This window comes from Alteromonas sp. KS69 (assembly GCF_003989595.1).
Lineage (GTDB): Bacteria > Pseudomonadota > Gammaproteobacteria > Enterobacterales > Alteromonadaceae > Alteromonas > Alteromonas naphthalenivorans.
Window position 1 is genome coordinate 92,598 of the sequence record NZ_PYHU01000008.1, and the last position, 17,138, is coordinate 109,735.

A 17,138-nucleotide genomic window follows, 5' to 3' on the forward strand; every position below is an offset into this window, starting at 1 on the left:
ATTGAGTAGTGTCTATGCCTGATTTTCTCTTGCTTTTAACGCGCGTTCACGTTGCAAACGGGCTTTTTCTTCACGCTTTTGTTCCATGGTGATCCGCGCCTCTGTACCCACGTGTTCTTGCTGCCTCATCTTCGCAAGATTAACTTGTTTTTCACGTTCACGAAAACGAGAAAGTTGATCTTCTGTATGGGTACCAAAACAATGCGGGCAGCTTACGCCAGACTCATACTTCTCACTTTGCATGTCTTCATCTGTAATCGGTAAGCGACAGGCATAACATTGATGATAGTCACTTTTTTCAAGATCGTGATTCACAGCCACACGATTATCAAATACAAAACAGTCACCTTCCCACAGTGATTCTTCTTTTGGTACATCTTCTAAATATTGAAGAATACCGCCTTCCAGATGGTATACCTCGTCAAACCCCTGCTCTTTTAAATAGGCCGTAGATTTTTCACAGCGAATACCGCCGGTGCAAAACATGGCTACTTTTTTGTTTTTCTCTGGGCTTAATGTTTTAGCGACATATTCTGGAAACTCGCGAAAAGTCTCCGTTTTTGGATCGATAGCGTGCTTGAAAGTGCCGATTTCGATTTCATAGCCATTACGGGTGTCTATCACGGTGACGTCGGGATCGCTAATTAGCGCGTTCCAGTCACTAGGTTTCACGTACGTACCTACGGTTTTACGCGGGTCGATACCTTCAACACCCATGGTGACGATTTCTTTTTTAAGTTTTACCTTGGTGCGGTAGAAAGGCTGTTCTTCGTGAAGTGACTCTTTACAAGAGATGGGGTTAATTCTCTCATCGGCGTTAAGATATTGGAGTAATCCGTCAATACCTTCTCGCGTGCCTGAAACGGTGCCATTAATGCCTTCGCTGGCAAGTAAAAGCGTACCTTTAATGCCATTAGATTCCATGGCAGTTAATAGTGGTTGGCGCATGGCCTCGAAGTTTTCAAGCGCGACGAACTTGTACATCGCGCAAACGATATATTTAGACATAGTAGTATTTACCTTTGCTAGTTGGAACGTAAAACCAGTGCAAAAATGCGGCGCGCACTATATCAAACCAGTTTTAAAATTTCCAGTTAGGCAGCAAGAAAGGATTCAGACTGCTCAATAATGTCACTAAGCATTGTGTTGTCTTCATCAATAGAGGTGGAATAAGTAGCGGCAATGCGCTTTTGAGTGGCTAACGAACAGTTCGTAATAACATCTTGGCTAATTTTCTTTGCGTCATTCGTTTGTGCAAGAGGTACTGGGTACATTTCATTGTGAAGGCGTACTGCCTCAAACTGCAGTGATGTGGGCTCCTGCAGTGCTACTTGATGCGCTATTGTTTGAGACAATCGATTCATGTGCAACCAATCTGCCTCACTCGCACAAAGTGGTGCTCTACGGTAGAAATTAAGTGCTTCTAGCCGCTGTGTAATACCTCTAGTGGCTTCGTCTTCGTTTGGGCTTTCTATCGATATAGTGTCGGCAAGTGCACTTTGTTGCATTGCCAAATACAAAGCAAAAAGCGTGGCATTACCCGCTGCTTTTGACAGCGTACCGTTCCATTCCCAAGCCATACTGGGGTCTATGGATTTATTTACATTTATATCGTTATCAGACACAAAAATAGGAAGATTTAAAATTCATACCTATAGTGTCGGCAAGATAATGTTTTTCTTAAGCTTATTCTTGCCCTTATCGGTATTTTAAACAATCATATATAGAACCTCTCAAGTAGTTGAAGTGTCATGGTTGTCATTGGATGAAAAATGAACTTTTCGGATAAGCAGGTGCTTATTGTTGAAGATCAACGCCCTTTTCTCTTACTGCTTCGTGGATTATTACACTCCATGGGTGCAAGTGACGTTGTCACTAAATCTTCTGCGGAAAAGGCTCTGTCTCTTTGTAAAAAGCAAAAATTTGATATTGTTGTTTGCGATCTTCATTTAGGGGTAGACAAGAAAAACGGTTTCGAGCTTATTGAAGAGCTTAGAATAAAACGCTTAATTAAACCCACCACCGTGTTTATATTAATTAGCGCTGATAGCGCACGCCCTGTGGTACTTGGCTCTATTGAGCGACGCCCTGATGATTATCTTATTAAGCCTTTTTCGCAGGTACAACTTAAAACACGTATTACCCGTGCCTGGCAGAAACGTCAGTTTTTAGGGGCAGTATTGCAAGAGGTGGCCAATGAAAATATCAACAATGCTATCGATTTGTGCGAAGATCTTATTAGTACGCCATCCCCTTATAAAGGCACGTGTGAACAATTATTAGTTGAACTGTATTTGCGCCTAGAGCAATACGACAAAGCGTTGGACGTACTTTCGCCCTACTTAGAAGGAAAGCCAATAATTTGGGCCAAAGTTGCGTTGGCAAAAACCTATCTCGCCTCAGAAAAATACGATAAAGCCATCGGTATTGCCGAGGATATTATTAAACGCAACCGGTTTAATGCCGAGGCGCATGATGTATTGGCGAAAGCCAATGATGCAAAGAACCAAGGCGAAATTGCAATTTCTGCTATCAAGCAGGCTATAAAACTTTCGCCCTTTTCGTTGCCTAGGCATTTTAGTGCATGCTCTATCGCGCGAAACCATAACGATTACATTTTAGCCTCTACCTCTAGTTTGGCCATTTGGGATTTATCGAAAAGAACCGTGCATCAAAACAGCCTGCATTGGTGTGGGTTTATTCGAAGCTTGCTTGATGTCGCCGAATATACAGATGACAAACGTACACGAAACCGCTATCAACAAGAGGCTTTACTTGCCCTGCAACGAGGTAAGTTTGATGAAAACATACTACGAATAGACGAAGATTTTGACGTCAGTATTTTTGGCAGCATTATTAACGCTCGAGTTAATGCTATTGATGGAAAAATGCTGGATGCAAAAAAGAACTTGGCGCAATCACAAGCTGCTATAGATGAAAAGTACACCACGCCGCCAATCGCATTTATTCCAGATAGCCTTAAAGTCATGTACGACCTTGGTGAATATGAAGATGCACTACAACTTCAAGATATTATTAAGCAGCAGAATTTAGAATTCGATTCCAACAGCAACTTTTTATTGCATTCTGAGACGACCAAAGCCCAACAAAATCTTACAAATTATCAGCAGTTTAACCGTGAAGGCATTCAGCTTTATCAACAAGAACAATATGAAAAAGCAAAAGACTCTTTTGCGCTTGCGCAAGGTTTTTCGCCGGTAAATACAGGTGTAGCGCTCAACTTACTGCAGTGCTTATTACAAATATTAAGCAAGAACCAAAAGCCAGATCCTGATTTATTTAAACAATGCCGTCGACTTTATAAACTTATTGACGACATGCCACTAAAGGCCCAACACGAAGAAAAATACTCCACGCTTCGCAATGACTTAGACACTTTTATGGGAACAACATAATGATAATAACCCAATCTAAAAAAATCTGTGCGCTTGCTAGTCTACTTTCAGTTTTAGCACTTAATGGGTGCAGCCAAACACCACCTTGTGAAGACATTGTAGAAGTAAATCGCCAATTACATGTATGCAAAAGTTTGTCGAAAGTGATGAATGACAACCGCTATCCCCAACAAGCTATGTCAGCGAAAAAACGTTATGAAAGTGAATGTGAAAACTTCAGATACTATCGAGATGATTACGACACTATTTGTAAAGGAGAGCAGCAAGCCATTGGTAAAAAGGCACAAGCTGCGGTTAAAAAGGAAAGTTTGCCGGCCAAAGACTACTAAGTAGAAGGTTCTTTATGTACCCAGCTTTATTTGGGAATGTCGTACATAAAACTTACATGCGCAACTAGTTTTGATTGGCGATGTGGTTTTGATTTAACCATGTTACGGTATGGTGTAGCGCCATGTGAGTAGCAACATCTTTTCAATGGGGCGTATAAGTAGGCGAGAAAAGGATATGAATATGTCTAAACGCGTTGCAGTGCTAACATCAGGTGGTGATGCACCAGGAATGAATGCTTGTATTCGAGCTATTGTTATAGCCTGTGAAAGGCACGGATTTACACTATTTGGTTATCAGCATGGGTATAATGGCTTACTTGAGCAAGAGTACGAAATACTTGCGCTTCAAGCAACGCACAACCTCATTCAGCAAGGGGGCACCGTGCTGCACAGCGCCCGTTGTGAACCTTTCAAAACCGACGAAGGTGCGAAAACTGCTGCCACAAACCTAACAGAACTAGAGATTGATACCCTAATTGTGATTGGCGGCGATGGGTCTTTTAGAGGCGCCGATCACTTAGCTGATTTCTGGCACGGTCAAATCATTGGTATTCCCGGCACTATAGATAATGATGTGGCTGGCACCGATGCTACCATAGGTTATTACACCGCTATCGATACCGTTGTTTCATCAATCGATAAAGTGAGGGACACCGCAGACGCTTTTGAACGTATTTTCATTGTAGAAGTGATGGGCAGACATGCCGGTTTTCTTGCGCTAAATTCCGCCCTCGCCTCGGCTGCCGATTACGTTATTTTGCCAGAAACCTTTGATCAATGTGATACAGAACTGGATAAGATTACTGGGCAAATTGAGAAGAGAAGGCAACGCAAAGGCGCGATTAGTTTTATCATAGTGGTAGCTGAAAATGTGTGGCCTGGTGGACTTAACGATTTGGCTGACAAACTGGCATCCAAAACCCAGTCTGAAGTTCGCCCGGTTACGCTAGGCCATGTTCAGCGAGGGGGATCTCCGGTAAGTCAAGACCGGTTACTTGCCACTAAGTTAGGCACCTATGCAGTGAGTTTAGTGGGTAGTGACACCAACGGTATTATGGTAGGTGAACTCAATGGTACGCCGAGTGAGATTGCCTTAGCGGAAACATGGGAGAAGGATAAACCCCTAAACCCTTCCAGTATGGAAACCATGCTCACCATCATGAATGAGCGATATTAAAATAAAGCTAATTGAGTAATACAACACCAAAATGGTTACGCATAACCAAGCCTTATCTAGATATATCAACAAGTTACCTTAACTTATTGGTTAACACAAAAATGCCCGATTTCTCGGGCATTTTTAGGTAATCTTACTGTTCGCACAGCCAGTTTGTAGCTAACGTACTAAAGCTTTTAGCCTTACATTTTCATAGCGGCTTTTACTTTGTCTCTATGACTACGACTCACTTTTAGTTCGGTGTCATTTTGCAAAATAAGGTGATATTCACCGCTAATATGGCTTACCAATTTTTTCACGAAACGAATATTGGCAATGGCGGAACGATGCACTCTAACAAACCATTGAGGGTTAAGCTCTTGCTCAAGCTCTTTCATAGTTTTACGCATAATGTGCATGCCATCTAATGCGTGAACACACATATAATCACCCGCGGCATCTATCCACTGTATGTCTTGTACGTTCACCCTAGTGACTTCAGAACCATCTTTAATGGCTAAAACATCTGGATAAGGGTTAGTTTCTACCGGCTCGCCATTGGCAAGCTTACGCAAGATTTCTTCGCAATCGTCGCCAGTAAGTTCGGCAACCAAATTCACTAAACGTTTAGACTGTTCATCTTGATGCTGTGTAGCGAAGTATTCTCGCACTTTCACTAGGGCATCTTTAAGACGCTCGTCGTCAGCAGGCTTTAATAAGTAGTCTAGAGCATGCACATCGAATGCTTTAATCGCATAACTGTCATACGCAGTAACAAACACGACCATAGGGATAGGTTGATTAAGCTCTCGTAGCTTATGAATTACCTGAAAACCATTTAGCCCAGGCATTTGAATATCAAGAAAGACTAAGTCAGGGCGAAGTTGTGAAATGCTACTTACCGCTTCTAGCCCATTTTGACACTCAGCAAGTACCTGAATGTCGTCATGACGTTCTAACCTAGCGCGAAGTCCACGGCGGGCGAGTGGTTCATCGTCTACCACTAAGGTTTTAATTACTTGCTTTGTCATGCGCATACATCCTTTACTTCATAGGGAATACGAATTCGAACCCGTACGCCCGACGGCTGATTATCTTCAATAGAAAATGCGAAATTGCGTTGATACAATGAATGCAATCTCTCTTTAATATTTGCCAGTCCAACACCATTTTCACGGCTTAACTGACCATCTATAATGTCGGCACCGGGCCCATTATCAGCCACATCCATTAGTAAATCGTTTCCAAACGCGCGGGCTGTTATAGCAATTTGACCGCCGTTCTCCATTTTAGAGATGGCGTGCTTAACAGCATTTTCAATAATAGGCTGCAATATCATGCTAGGAACAAGTGCATTCTCACACTCTTCATCGATATTCCAAACTACTTCTAATCTGTCATCAAATCGTACTTTTTCAATCTCAAGATATAACCGCAAGGCCTTTATTTCCTGGCCTAAAGGTACTCGTTTAATAGGGTCATTATCTAAAGAATAGCGTAAAAAGTCGCTCAAGCGAGAGACCATGGCCTCTGCAGTATCGTTTTCTTTTAATAACACTAAGGTAGAAATTGCATTTAACGTGTTGAACAAAAAGTGAGGATTAAGCTGATAACGCAGCATCTTAATATGCGCTTGATGAGCCATGGTGCTGGCTTTAAGGGCATTTTGCTTTTCTTTTTGTAACATCTGGAAGTTCTTAATGCCGAAGTAAACGCCACTCCAACAGCCCACCATAATGAGCGAGTTAATCGTATTGGTAAAATACATGTACCAAGCATCAGGCCGGTAACCATGCTTGTAAATTTCCCAATAGTTTATATTTTTAACCACAGCCCACAATAACGCTATCAAATAACAAGACGCTATCACTGTCATCAACATATTTAGCGGCGACTGTTTTCTTGCCCAGCGATAGACGTATCGCAGTGGTATAGTCAGCAACCAGCCAGCGTAGGCATTGAGTAATATTATAAATACCCAAATTGGTCGTACATCGTGAAGAAACGAGCCAATATAATAAATGATGGCAAAACCTGCCCAGCCTGCGCTGTGCAAAGTCCAAAATAACCTTTCGTTACTTTCAATAACGCGCTGAAAGCGGCTCACATGTTTACCAGTGGTTGAATTGATTGATAGATTATACGCAAGGTAAGCCCCTTGCGGAGCATCTTGGTCGTACTTCATATGCGACTTGTCGCACGCTTTGCTAAGATTAGTGACTGCAACTAATAACTAATATTCAATCTCTTAAGCCAATGCATCCACCACCATGCAGGACCCACAAGTAAAAATTGAAGATCTTCTAAAAATGAGGGCTTTTTACCTTCAATTTTATGACCTATAAATTGCAGTATCCACATTACAATAAACAGTGATAGACAGAACAGCCAAACACTTACGCCATAGTAGGCAATCAAATTAATACCACCGAAACAAGCTATGGTAAGCAGTGTCATGGCCGCGCCAATTGGCCCAGACAATTTGAAATAATAAAATAGGATTGGAATGGCGATAATATGCGCCCACGTCACATTGAAATCGGCAATGAAATCGGGCACCGGTACGGCCCAAATAAGTCCTAAAGTGACAAAATAGATGCTGGGCACCGCAATGGCATGAATAAGCACATTGGTTTTATTTTGATGGCTTTCGTTATATTGCAGTAATAGCTTTTCAATCGTTCTCATAGCAAATTCCACTTATTGTTATAATAATTGTTTTATTTTTTTGTTGTGAACATCGTATTAACTAATTAGCGTATGGCCTGCTAACAGCGCATTGACGGCATCGTCGTCGCTATCGAATTTCAAGCCATAATAAACAAAGTCTGATTCTAGCTGGTTATTTTTAACAGTGGCATTCAACGTGGCCTCTTTACCATCAGTTGAATAAACTAATGCAATTTTAGTTTCATCAATCATGATTGGCCATTCAGGCTTAAGAGGTAAGGCTATGCGGCAGCCATCGTTAGAAATATCCACTATAATACCGGTCACATGTTCAGACTCAGGAAAAGCTTCACAGGAGACTTTAACCGCAATACCAGGCTGCGCCCGCTTATTGGCACGAAGGCCTATCGATTCGATTCGACGAGGAAAGCTGGTAATCAACAACCCTGAGGGTTTAGCCAATAATTTGAGTACCTTTACCCTAAACGCTATGACCTGCCCGGCATCGCCTTCCAGTACAAAGCGCACTACAACGTCGTTGCCCACCGTCAATAAGTCTCTTACCACTATCCATTTTGCAGAAGTGGGGATCTGGAATATCATGCAGGTGGCCATTTCCATACCTACATAAGCAGTTTTCACCCGCTTAGGTGCCGTTGGTGTTGTAATTTGTAAATCTACCACTGCACCAGGTGGTAAGGCACACAAATTATCGACGTCTTCTCGGTTAAGTTGACTACTTACTGCATTTTCTGACATGTATTTAAGAACATTCTTATTATACTTACGCTAAATGTAACCAATTTTGTGTCGGCTGACAAAACCTTCTCTATCAGGCATGATGTCGCCATATTTTTTATGATACGAATAATTTTTTATAAAGGTCACCATGAATAACGCTTCACTTCACTACCAATTGTCGATTTACTCGTGGCAACAACATTTATTTGATGTAACGTTAACTGTGCCATCTCACGAATCACAAAGCTTATCGCTCACGTTACCGTCTTGGATCCCGGGCAGCTACATGGTAAGAGACTTTGCCAAAAATATAGTGTCGTTAGCAGCTAAGAATACTGAATCTAACGAACCGATTGCATGCGCTAAGTTAGATAAGCAAACCTGGCGAGTCGACACTCAGGGTGAGGCAGTCACTATTACCTATCGGGTGCATGCCAACGACTTATCAGTGCGTTCTGCGTTTATTAACGACGAATATGCCTTTATAAACGGCACTAGTGCATTTCTTAGCGTTGAAGGCTTTGAACAACAACCATGTAAATTACAAATCATTAAACCCGCGGTGGCGAATTGGCGTGCCTATACCAGTATGCCAATGACTGACGATATGCCAGATAGCTGGGAATATGAAGTGGCAGACTTTGCTGAGTTTATCGATCACCCTCTTTATATTGGGGTATGTAACTTTCACAACTTTGAAGTGGAAGGCGTTACCTTCGAGTTGTTATTCTCTGGCAGAAATAACCTCGACATAGAGCGCATTGCCAATGACTTAACCCCAATTTGTAAGCATCACATGCAGTTGTTTGGCGATCCGCAGCCTATTAAACGTTATTTGTTTATGACCTTGTTGGCAGATACTGGCTTTGGTGGTTTAGAACACCGTGATTCCACCGCTCTACTCTTTCCCCGCTTCGACCTTCCCATGGTGGGCGAAAGCGATACCAAAACCGATGGTTACATTACGTTTTTAAGTTTGTGCAGCCACGAACTTTTCCATACATGGCATGTTAAGCGAATTAAACCAGAGGTAATGGTTAAGCCTGATTTGCAAAAAGAAACGTATACCAACCAACTGTGGATTTATGAAGGCTTTACCAGCTTTTATGATGACGTTACCTTAGCGCGTGTAGGCGCTATCAGCCCACAAAAATACTTAGACATTGTGTCGCAAAATATAACGCGCCTGCTGCAAAATGCGGGCAGGTTCAAACAATCGGTAGCAGAAAGCAGCTTTGATGCATGGACAAAATTTTATAAGCAAGATGCCAGTGCTACTAACGCGATTGTTAGTTACTACACCAAGGGCGGCATTATTGCGTTCGGACTAGATTTGTTACTACGTGAAAAATCAAATAATGAAATCAACTTAGATTTGCTAATGCGTCATTTATGGGATCAGTACGGCCGAGACGAAAAAGGCACGCCCGACGATGTCATTGCCACTTTATGTAAGCAAGATTTTGATATTGATATTTCTGACTATCTTGCTGATGTGGTTTACGGTACGAAAGATGTGCCGTTAGAGAATTGGTTGTCGAACATTGGCGTTGAATTACTCACCCGTACTAAAGTATCAGCTGACGATAAAGGTGGCAAAACAAGCGCCGAGGGTATGAAAAGACAATTGGGTGCTAACTGCAAACCTGCCCCGTTAGGGTTAACGGTTACTCAAGTCTTCGAAGGTCTAGCAGCTGCCGACGCGGGTATTATGGTTAACGATATCATTATTGCCGTAAATGGTTTTGTGGTGAACCAAGCGAAATTACAACGTATATTAGATGCAACAAATACCGGGCAAGTTAGCCTTTCACTTATTCGAGATGGCCGATTGTTAACAGGCGATCTTGATATTAGAAATGCACGAGAAGATGTGTGCAACTTTTCAATAGCGGATGAGCGCAAATTTTCGGCATGGTTGGGGCTTAACTAGCGATTCTTAATTAATCTTTATTAATCTTTGCTTATGTAGATTAGCGCTGTTGAAGAATCGCAAATACGTTTGGATACTAGTAGATACAAAAATGGGCTACCGTGTTGGGTAGCCCTTTTAATTTTAAGGCGATGGCCGGAGCCGTTAGCCTTTTTAGGCGTTCCCGCTCTATTCTGGGGTTCCCGCTCTATTCAGGGGTTCCCGCTCTATTCTGGGGTTCCCGACACTACCGTCTGTGGGTCGAGACGCATCTTGCCTAAGTTAATTCGCCAATCTAGGTGTGGCCCCGTTGCTCTACCCGTAGCGCCAATGGTACCAATCTGCTCGCCTTGCGCTACCGTATCGCCAACTTTCACAGTGATAGAGTCTAAGTGAAGGAAAGTAGAAAAGACGCCCATTCCATGGTCAAGAATTAACGTATTACCTGAATAATATAAATCTTCTGCCAAGGTTACTGTGCCTTCAACGGGCGCGGTAACTGGCGCGCCTGTTGGCCCACCTACATCAACGCCAAAGTGTGGCCATTTTGGCACACCATTCAATACACGCTGGCTTCCGTATACGCCGGTTATCGGCCCTTTCGCTGGCCACTCAAATCGGGTAAACAATGCGTCGGCATCGGTTACTTTACTTCGTGCAATCGACACATTAACGTTGTCTTGCCTAATTCTTTCAAGCACGGCTTTTGGCGGTGTCACCATCTTAGAATCAAGCCCATCTATACGTTGAATGTTGTATTCACGTTTAGTGAGGGTAATATCCCGTACTAATGTGGTGCCATCGGGAAGTTCAACATTAAGCGTGTGAGAAAGGCTTGCATCACGAGGAAAACCAAACACGAATTTGCCTTCGCTATTAAGCGCTAATGTTTCTCCATCAAGGGTAACAATTGCATCAGGGGCAACTTGCCCTCTTATCAAACTCCCTTGTGTTAGGGTACCATTTAGCGTTATCCCATCTTGCTGCGCGTGAACAGCAGTTAAACTACCACCCAACAATAGTAAGACTGACATGCCAGCAGAACGTGCTGCGACTTTTAGTGAGTTAATCACACTAGATTGGACAGACTCTACACCCTTAACCCTAGAACTCATTACTACTCCTTTCTCGCACTTTAATCACACTTGATTCGCATCGATGCTGAATTTATAAAGTACTTATGCAGCGCTTGTGCCGTTCTTTTATTCTAAGCTTGCCAATAGCCTTTACCCGATTTTGCCTACCATACTTAAACAAAAATGAAGTAATTAGTCAGACACCATGGCGCCTTTACCCACACCTTCATACGCCACTACTTGGCAATGATTGTTGGGAGTGCGTTTCTTTTGCTCAACTAACAAGTACTGAGCTAAACATTCCACCGTTGAATCTGTAGTGATCACTTCACAATCGGCCTTAGGAATAAGTAACTCAAAATAGCCTTGTGATGATTCGTAAGCAAACGAGAAATAATCGCTAGGGGTAGCGACTGAACCGGTTATTTTGCGATCTTCATACGCTATTTCATCTTCCGTAGTGGCGATATAGATATCGTCCCAACGGTTCGCCCAATAGGCTTGTTCTTGTTCGCTTATTTTACCATCGAGGTAAATATCAATACGAGAGCGATGACCATGCGCTATACGCTGACAGTTTCCGTCGTGCTTTTTTAACCCATGGGTATAATGATAAAACGGCGACTCTATAACTTCGGTACGCAGCTTTAAAGTTATGTTATCAACGTTTTCTGGCAAGTGGGTGGCAAGCACCTCTTTTAAGTAAACGCTCACCGATTCCATGGTAACCACATCTGAATACAAAAAGGCATAGGCTTCTGCTGGACAGCGAAGCATGATTTCTCGGCTGTCTTCACAAGTAAAGCGCACTTCAACCTGTTCATTCACGTCATCGTGAATAACTGTTGCGCCCGCATATTCTGCTGGCACAAGCAATTTATGATCGACATATTCATCAATCAGTCGTTTAAGATCTTTTTTAACAATACCAAAATCCTGAACCATACTTTCTTCGTTAAGTTCACCGGTTAGGATTACATCGACAATCCAGCTTTCACCTACCATACCGCGCTTAGGGCAAAGGTAAGAAAAGTCCATTACTGTCAAATCGTTTACAAATAGTTGCATGACACCCTTGTATCGTGTTCGTTTTCTGTTGTTAGTATACGTTTTTTACGTGTTAAACGCAGTGATTAGTCCATAGAAGATTGGCGATTAAGCTGATCTTTTAAATTAGGGGGTATACCACGAATCGTTAAGGTATCGGTGGCAGGGTCGTAAAATACCCGATCGCCCATCAATTTGCGCTCAAAGCTTACCGATACGCCGCCGCCCTGCCCCGTAAATTTCGCGAGTTGTTTTAGCGCAGCGGGATCTGGCTGAATTTCTTTTTCAAGCGGTACTTCCATAGACTGAGTAAATGAAGAAAAGTTGCTGCTAGTTTCTTCGTTTGAAGGCAGCCTATTCGCCAACTCATCTACCGACAAGCTTTCGCCTGCGTCTATTTTTTCTTTGAAATACGTTTTCACTTCTTCACGGTGCTGGTGTTGCTCTTGCGGGTCTAACGACTCACTGGCCAAGTAGGCATCTACAGATGAAATCAGCTGCTTGTTTTGCTGCTTTACATCAACCAACTCTTCGCAGCCAACAAATTGCATAAAGAAGTCAGAAACTTTACGGCCCATACGACCTTTTATAAAGCTGACATAACGCTGTTGTTCTGGTTGTATATCCCATTGGGTTAAGTCGATGCGAACCGCGAGTTGCATGCGCGCCAAATCTAGATGCTCTCGAGCAGACAAATCCAGTGAATTGGTTACTTCAACGTGAGATCGCGTATTTAACAGTGCAATCATCAAATATTGCGTCGCCAAAAACTCATACTGGCAAAAAATAAGAAACCCCGTTTCTACAGTGCCCGTATCTATTAACGTTTTCACTAATCGCTTAGTGGCTGATAACGAAAAGCTATGAAATGCTTCTTCTAAATTGTCGCCGCCCGCTTTTTTCTGCGCTAGGTAGTTTTTTAGACCTTCGGAAAACTCTGCAACGTTATCAGTGTTTTCTTCATCACTTTGCGAAACAAAGTGACCAACTCCTTTGCCCGGCTTGGCATTAAAGCTGTGGTTGATTTGGTGTGCCAGAAGCTCAATTTCTGGCGTTACTGCCAAACAATTGTCACGAGGGATAGCTTCTATTTTATCCTCGTTATTAACGACTAAACGGTGTACAACAAAGTGATGAATCAGTGCACTCATAGCGATTAGGGTGTCCTGTTGCTTAAAAAATGTCAGAAAAACTAACGGAATTGCGGGATTTTAGAATGAATGATTGTTATCACTCAAACAACGATTATAATCATTTTACGAGTAAAACCATTCTTTTTATCAAAGAAATCATGAAAAAGAGGCGTAACAGTGCCCCAGAACAGTCGTTATACCAATGCTGAATTTGAAACCTTAATGAATAAAGTCATTCTAACCCTCGAAGAAAACGATGCGGGGAGAGATTTATCGCTAATGGTATTAGGTAATGTGATTACCCATATTTTACAGACTCAGGTTAGTCCTGACAAACGCGAAGCCATGGCAGATCAGTTTGCTAATGTGCTCAAGAAGAGTGTTCAAGGTTAAGTAGGCTTTTTTATGATTTTAGCCGAATCTCCTCGCCGCCAGCGAGTGACGAAACTAGTTAATTGGGGCCATTGGTTCGCGCTAGCGAATATACTAATAGCCATTGTTATTGCATCAATTTTTGTTTTTTCTTCACCCATGCCAGGCACGGGCGTGGGCACGCTTTACTTACTGACCAATTGGTTGGGCCATATTGGCTTTATGACCTTTTTTGGCTTTGTCATTTTTATTTTGCCTTTATGCTATTTAGCCACCAACCCAAGGGCAATTAAAGCCAGTGCGTCTATTATTGCAGCGGTTGGGCTTGCCTTGTTAGCATTCGATGCGTTGTTATTTAATCGCACTGGGTTTCATATCAGCTTTCACGCTGCTGACTTGCTTAAAACCGAAGCACAAACACAAATTAGTGAGTTCTACTGGCAACAGTGGGCCTATTTATTCATGCTGTTTTTAGTATGGCTAGGCTTTCAGCTTGTGCTTGCCAATGCCATATGGAAAAGAGTTGAGCGCTTTTCACAGCATAAAATTGGCGTACCGGTAGCCAGCTTTTTCGTGGTGTGCTTTGTCACCAGCCATGCGGTGCATGTATGGGCCGATGCCGAACTGTATCAGCCTATCATCAAGCAAGATAATATGTTCCCGCTGTCGTATCCGGCTACCGCTAAAACGACTATGTCCCGTTATGGGTTGCTTGATTTAGCCGCTTATGAAGAGCGTAAACAGCTGCAGTTTAATACTGATATTCATAATATTAACTATCCTGCGGAACCGGTTTATTGCTCTATAGATTCCGGTATAAACATGACAGTGATAGTGCAGATTGATGATGCCCCTATTTCTGGTATCGACACACTTGGGCTTAATGCGTTAGAAAACTATCATTCTACCGCCAGTAGTTTACGAGGGTTGATTACTACCACCTTGTTTGGTGTGCCAGAAATTTACCAAGACTCATTAAGCCAAAAACGCCCTGTGCTACTAGCCTTGCCGGTTGGTCTAGGAATGCCTGTCTCTACTCATTTTGATGAAAGTTTGCCTGACGATTTGTTTAAAAGTTATCGCCAGCCCCTTTCCAACAATCACAATGGCTTACACATAGCATTTTTACCTGCATCTGTGATTGAGGGCTATGTGACGCAAGATATGCTGCAGTCCAACAAGGTGATGATTGCTACCGGTTACGGTAATGAGAGTTCACAAGGCATGCTGTACAATAACATGTCGCTAAGTGCTGATATTGCGAGCACTGAAGATCTGGCGCCAACGATTATGAATGCCCTTGGATGCGCAGCTCCTACTACCTTCTATTCCACAGGTCAAAACTTGTTGAACCCTAGTCGTAAATGGCTAGTAAGTACCTCTGGTGAGCGTATTGTAGTGTTCCATAATGGAAAACGTACTGATGTGTTAAGCAACGGAAGTTATGAAATTACTGATGTTGCTACAGGCAAGCGCAGCAATGCTCCGCTTAACGTTGATTTATTGAGTCAAGCCATCAAACACTTATCTCGGTTTTCTAATCAAAACTAAGATGTTAAAGGCGCCAAATTAGGCGCCTTTTTTGTATCTTTTCAAATTCTTTTTTATTCCACACCCAATGTAAATGCTGATTGAGTACTGCACGGTTTTCTCTTCAATCTAGGTACCCTCATCATGAACGGTTTAACTGTTAGCTGTTAGCTGTTAGCTGTTAGCTGTTAGCCAGCATGAAGCTAAAATGCGATCTATACGCTACTAGGCACAGGTATATCATTCAAAGAAGTGACTTGTGTAACATTTTCTAATTCAGCATTGGGCGGCGGGGCTTTGCTAGAAACATAATAACAGTGAGATAAACTGACTTCTTGCCCTGCCTGTATATCTCGCCAACTGTCACCAATCATGATACTTAAAGGTAGTGAAATAGAATGTTCTTCTGCGGCCTGTATTAGCATGCCCGGATTAGGTTTGCGGCACGCACACTGTTTTTTGTAAGTGCCAATGCCATGTTCTGGATGATGAGGACAAAAATACACAGAAACTTTACCAATTCCGGCTTGGTAAAAGTCTTGCTGAACAGCGCTCATCAATGCCTTGAAATCATCTTCAGAATACAAGCCTCGTGCAATGCCCGACTGATTGGTAACGATGATAATTTTATAGCCTGCATTTTCAAAACGCGTTATTAGCGAGAATATGCCGTCTACATATTCAAAATCTTCGTAGTGGCCCACATAACCATGATCGACATTTACAATGCCATCACGGTCTAAAAATAAGGCTTTAACAGTGTGTGAACCCATGTTGTGCTATCTCTTCAACTGCATTCAAGCGGTTTCTGGCATTTTTAGCCAAGCTTGAACACGAAAATCAACGGTGACGTGGTTTAGCTTTTCAACAATGACAGCCAATCTATCCGGAGGTAAACGCCAGTAATAAGGCGTCATTTTTATCAACGCGATTTTTTGTTCATCGTTATCGAAATGCAAAGGGTAATTGACGGTTTCATCCAAAGTTTGTTCAAAACCCACCCGCTGTTCTTTTTCTACAGCATGTTTTGCGGGGTTGTCGTATACCAGCGACTTTAACTCGAACAAATGCATGGGTGCAGGGTCCACGGTAAGCAAGAGCCCACCCGCTTTTAACACCCGTGCATACTCTTCACTGCTACCGGGGGCAAAAACTTGAATTACAACATCTTGCGTATTTGATTCAATGGGCAAATCAAAGCTACTGGCTACCACAAATTGCTGCGGTTTATACGCTTTTGCTGCTAATTCCACTGCAATTTTCGCGATATCACTACCACTGCCAGATGTGTTAATACCGTTGGCTTCTAAACCGGTTACTAGGGCGTTTAAATAACTCCCTTCCCCGCACCCTGCATCGTAGATCGCAAGTTCTGCTTTCTCATTAATACTGGTATTTCCACTCTTACGGGTGCCGATGTAATACTGCGCCACTATATCGGTCATGCGTTGCTTTAATGGCCCATAACCATTGAGGTCGTGGAACTCTCTTCGAGCGCGAACCATACTTTTGTCGTCACCAGGTGACTTAGAGTTTTTAAATTGTACGGGAAGAAGGTTAACGTAGCCTGCTTTCGCTTTGTCAAAACTATGGTTATTGCTGCATTGAATGACCGAGGCGCTAATATCGATTGGGCTTCGGCAAAGTGGGCATTGCCACATAAAAAAGAGTCCACTGTAAACTGTCTAATACTGGCAGCGAGTTTATCAAACTTCGCTGCCGGTGTCGTGACTGCTTCAGCCTTGATACTAGGTTG

Annotated in this window: 17 protein-coding genes; 6 read left to right on the forward strand and 11 right to left on the reverse strand. The window is 42.6% G+C overall.

Going from position 1 to position 17,138, the window contains the following annotated elements; translation table 11 throughout:
* Nucleotides 1–12 precede the first annotated feature (12 nt).
* Nucleotides 13–1,008, reverse strand: coding sequence for a rhodanese-related sulfurtransferase (locus C7Y69_RS07610; RefSeq protein WP_126872299.1), 996 nt, complete (start codon nucleotides 1,006–1,008; stop codon nucleotides 13–15).
* Between the two features lie 86 nt (nucleotides 1,009–1,094).
* Nucleotides 1,095–1,580 (reverse strand): VC2046/SO_2500 family protein, encoded by a 486-nt coding sequence (locus C7Y69_RS07615; protein ID WP_126872300.1) that lies wholly within the window; start codon nucleotides 1,578–1,580, stop codon nucleotides 1,095–1,097.
* A gap of 192 nt (nucleotides 1,581–1,772) precedes the next feature.
* Between C7Y69_RS07615 and C7Y69_RS07620 the strand changes: the two genes are divergently transcribed.
* The 3 genes from C7Y69_RS07620 to C7Y69_RS07630 all read left to right on the forward strand — a co-directional run bounded on the left by C7Y69_RS07620 (nucleotide 1,773) and on the right by C7Y69_RS07630 (nucleotide 4,922).
* Nucleotides 1,773–3,416, forward strand: a complete 1,644-nt coding sequence (locus C7Y69_RS07620; RefSeq protein ID WP_126872301.1) for a response regulator — start codon at nucleotides 1,773–1,775, stop codon at nucleotides 3,414–3,416.
* On the forward strand, nucleotides 3,416–3,745 hold the full coding sequence (locus tag C7Y69_RS07625; RefSeq protein ID WP_013784032.1) for a hypothetical protein: 330 nt from the start codon (nucleotides 3,416–3,418) through the stop codon (nucleotides 3,743–3,745). Before C7Y69_RS07620 ends, C7Y69_RS07625 begins: the two co-directional genes overlap by 1 nt.
* 181 nt (nucleotides 3,746–3,926) lie before the next feature.
* The gene (locus C7Y69_RS07630) at nucleotides 3,927–4,922 is read left to right on the forward strand and encodes an ATP-dependent 6-phosphofructokinase (RefSeq protein ID WP_126872302.1); all 996 of its coding nucleotides are present in this window, start codon (nucleotides 3,927–3,929) and stop codon (nucleotides 4,920–4,922) included.
* Nucleotides 4,923–5,104: 182 nt separating this feature from the next.
* Here the strand turns inward: C7Y69_RS07630 and C7Y69_RS07635 are convergent, their stop codons facing one another.
* The 4 genes from C7Y69_RS07635 to C7Y69_RS07650 all read right to left on the reverse strand — a co-directional run bounded on the left by C7Y69_RS07635 (nucleotide 5,105) and on the right by C7Y69_RS07650 (nucleotide 8,330).
* Nucleotides 5,105–5,932 (reverse strand): LytR/AlgR family response regulator transcription factor, encoded by an 828-nt coding sequence (locus C7Y69_RS07635; protein ID WP_013784030.1) that lies wholly within the window; start codon nucleotides 5,930–5,932, stop codon nucleotides 5,105–5,107.
* Nucleotides 5,929–7,008, reverse strand: a complete 1,080-nt coding sequence (locus C7Y69_RS07640; RefSeq protein WP_126872381.1) for a sensor histidine kinase — start codon at nucleotides 7,006–7,008, stop codon at nucleotides 5,929–5,931. The genes C7Y69_RS07635 and C7Y69_RS07640 overlap by 4 nt, the downstream gene beginning before the upstream one ends.
* 119 nt (nucleotides 7,009–7,127) lie before the next feature.
* Nucleotides 7,128–7,589, reverse strand: a complete 462-nt coding sequence (locus tag C7Y69_RS07645) for a DUF962 domain-containing protein (protein ID WP_013784028.1) — start codon at nucleotides 7,587–7,589, stop codon at nucleotides 7,128–7,130.
* Nucleotides 7,590–7,646: 57 nt separating this feature from the next.
* Entirely contained in the window at nucleotides 7,647–8,330 is a 684-nt protein-coding gene (locus C7Y69_RS07650; protein WP_013784027.1) for a PilZ domain-containing protein, read from the reverse strand.
* A gap of 130 nt (nucleotides 8,331–8,460) precedes the next feature.
* On the opposite strand from C7Y69_RS07650, the gene C7Y69_RS07655 reads away from it, so the two are divergent.
* Nucleotides 8,461–10,245: a M61 family metallopeptidase gene (locus C7Y69_RS07655; RefSeq protein ID WP_126872303.1), complete on the forward strand. Its 1,785-nt coding sequence runs from the start codon at nucleotides 8,461–8,463 to the stop codon at nucleotides 10,243–10,245.
* Between the two features lie 206 nt (nucleotides 10,246–10,451).
* On the opposite strand, the gene C7Y69_RS07660 is transcribed toward C7Y69_RS07655, so the two are convergent.
* The 3 genes from C7Y69_RS07660 to yejK all read right to left on the reverse strand — a co-directional run bounded on the left by C7Y69_RS07660 (nucleotide 10,452) and on the right by yejK (nucleotide 13,498).
* Nucleotides 10,452–11,339 (reverse strand): M23 family metallopeptidase, encoded by an 888-nt coding sequence (locus tag C7Y69_RS07660; protein ID WP_013784024.1) that lies wholly within the window; start codon nucleotides 11,337–11,339, stop codon nucleotides 10,452–10,454.
* A 153-nt stretch (nucleotides 11,340–11,492) separates the two neighbouring features.
* Nucleotides 11,493–12,368 (reverse strand): 6-pyruvoyl trahydropterin synthase family protein, encoded by an 876-nt coding sequence (locus C7Y69_RS07665; protein ID WP_013784023.1) that lies wholly within the window; start codon nucleotides 12,366–12,368, stop codon nucleotides 11,493–11,495.
* Between the two features lie 65 nt (nucleotides 12,369–12,433).
* The gene (gene yejK / locus C7Y69_RS07670; RefSeq protein WP_126872304.1) at nucleotides 12,434–13,498 is read right to left on the reverse strand and encodes a nucleoid-associated protein YejK; all 1,065 of its coding nucleotides are present in this window, start codon (nucleotides 13,496–13,498) and stop codon (nucleotides 12,434–12,436) included.
* A 159-nt stretch (nucleotides 13,499–13,657) separates the two neighbouring features.
* On the opposite strand from yejK, the gene C7Y69_RS07675 reads away from it, so the two are divergent.
* Nucleotides 13,658–13,873 (forward strand): DUF1414 domain-containing protein, encoded by a 216-nt coding sequence (locus tag C7Y69_RS07675; protein ID WP_013784021.1) that lies wholly within the window; start codon nucleotides 13,658–13,660, stop codon nucleotides 13,871–13,873.
* 12 nt (nucleotides 13,874–13,885) lie between these two features.
* Nucleotides 13,886–15,403: a DUF3413 domain-containing protein gene (locus C7Y69_RS07680; protein ID WP_126872305.1), complete on the forward strand. Its 1,518-nt coding sequence runs from the start codon at nucleotides 13,886–13,888 to the stop codon at nucleotides 15,401–15,403.
* A 194-nt stretch (nucleotides 15,404–15,597) separates the two neighbouring features.
* On the opposite strand, the gene C7Y69_RS07685 is transcribed toward C7Y69_RS07680, so the two are convergent.
* Complete coding sequence (locus tag C7Y69_RS07685) at nucleotides 15,598–16,155, reverse strand: D-glycero-alpha-D-manno-heptose-1,7-bisphosphate 7-phosphatase (RefSeq protein ID WP_126872306.1); 558 nt, start codon at nucleotides 16,153–16,155, stop codon at nucleotides 15,598–15,600.
* Between the two features lie 24 nt (nucleotides 16,156–16,179).
* Nucleotides 16,180–17,043 (reverse strand): putative RNA methyltransferase, encoded by an 864-nt coding sequence (locus C7Y69_RS07690; protein ID WP_126872307.1) that lies wholly within the window; start codon nucleotides 17,041–17,043, stop codon nucleotides 16,180–16,182.
* Nucleotides 17,044–17,138: the final 95 nt, after the last annotated feature.

Excerpts from the sequence above, each read along its gene's own strand:
- C7Y69_RS07610 (WP_126872299.1), bottom strand. The coding sequence starts at position 1,008 with ATGTCTAAATATATCGTTTGCGCGATGTACAAGTTCGTCGCGCTTGAA.
- C7Y69_RS07615 (WP_126872300.1), bottom strand. The coding sequence starts at position 1,580 with ATGGCTTGGGAATGGAACGGTACGCTGTCAAAAGCAGCGGGTAATGCC.
- C7Y69_RS07620 (WP_126872301.1), top strand. The coding sequence starts at position 1,773 with ATGAACTTTTCGGATAAGCAGGTGCTTATTGTTGAAGATCAACGCCCT.
- C7Y69_RS07625 (WP_013784032.1), top strand. The coding sequence starts at position 3,416 with ATGATAATAACCCAATCTAAAAAAATCTGTGCGCTTGCTAGTCTACTT.
- C7Y69_RS07630 (WP_126872302.1), top strand. The coding sequence starts at position 3,927 with ATGTCTAAACGCGTTGCAGTGCTAACATCAGGTGGTGATGCACCAGGA.
- C7Y69_RS07635 (WP_013784030.1), bottom strand. The coding sequence starts at position 5,932 with ATGACAAAGCAAGTAATTAAAACCTTAGTGGTAGACGATGAACCACTC.
- C7Y69_RS07645 (WP_013784028.1), bottom strand. The coding sequence starts at position 7,589 with ATGAGAACGATTGAAAAGCTATTACTGCAATATAACGAAAGCCATCAA.
- C7Y69_RS07650 (WP_013784027.1), bottom strand. The coding sequence starts at position 8,330 with ATGTCAGAAAATGCAGTAAGTAGTCAACTTAACCGAGAAGACGTCGAT.
- C7Y69_RS07655 (WP_126872303.1), top strand. The coding sequence starts at position 8,461 with ATGAATAACGCTTCACTTCACTACCAATTGTCGATTTACTCGTGGCAA.
- C7Y69_RS07660 (WP_013784024.1), bottom strand. The coding sequence starts at position 11,339 with ATGAGTTCTAGGGTTAAGGGTGTAGAGTCTGTCCAATCTAGTGTGATT.
- C7Y69_RS07665 (WP_013784023.1), bottom strand. The coding sequence starts at position 12,368 with ATGCAACTATTTGTAAACGATTTGACAGTAATGGACTTTTCTTACCTT.
- yejK (WP_126872304.1), bottom strand. The coding sequence starts at position 13,498 with ATGAGTGCACTGATTCATCACTTTGTTGTACACCGTTTAGTCGTTAAT.
- C7Y69_RS07680 (WP_126872305.1), top strand. The coding sequence starts at position 13,886 with ATGATTTTAGCCGAATCTCCTCGCCGCCAGCGAGTGACGAAACTAGTT.
- C7Y69_RS07685 (WP_126872306.1), bottom strand. The coding sequence starts at position 16,155 with ATGGGTTCACACACTGTTAAAGCCTTATTTTTAGACCGTGATGGCATT.
- C7Y69_RS07690 (WP_126872307.1), bottom strand. The coding sequence starts at position 17,043 with ATGTGGCAATGCCCACTTTGCCGAAGCCCAATCGATATTAGCGCCTCG.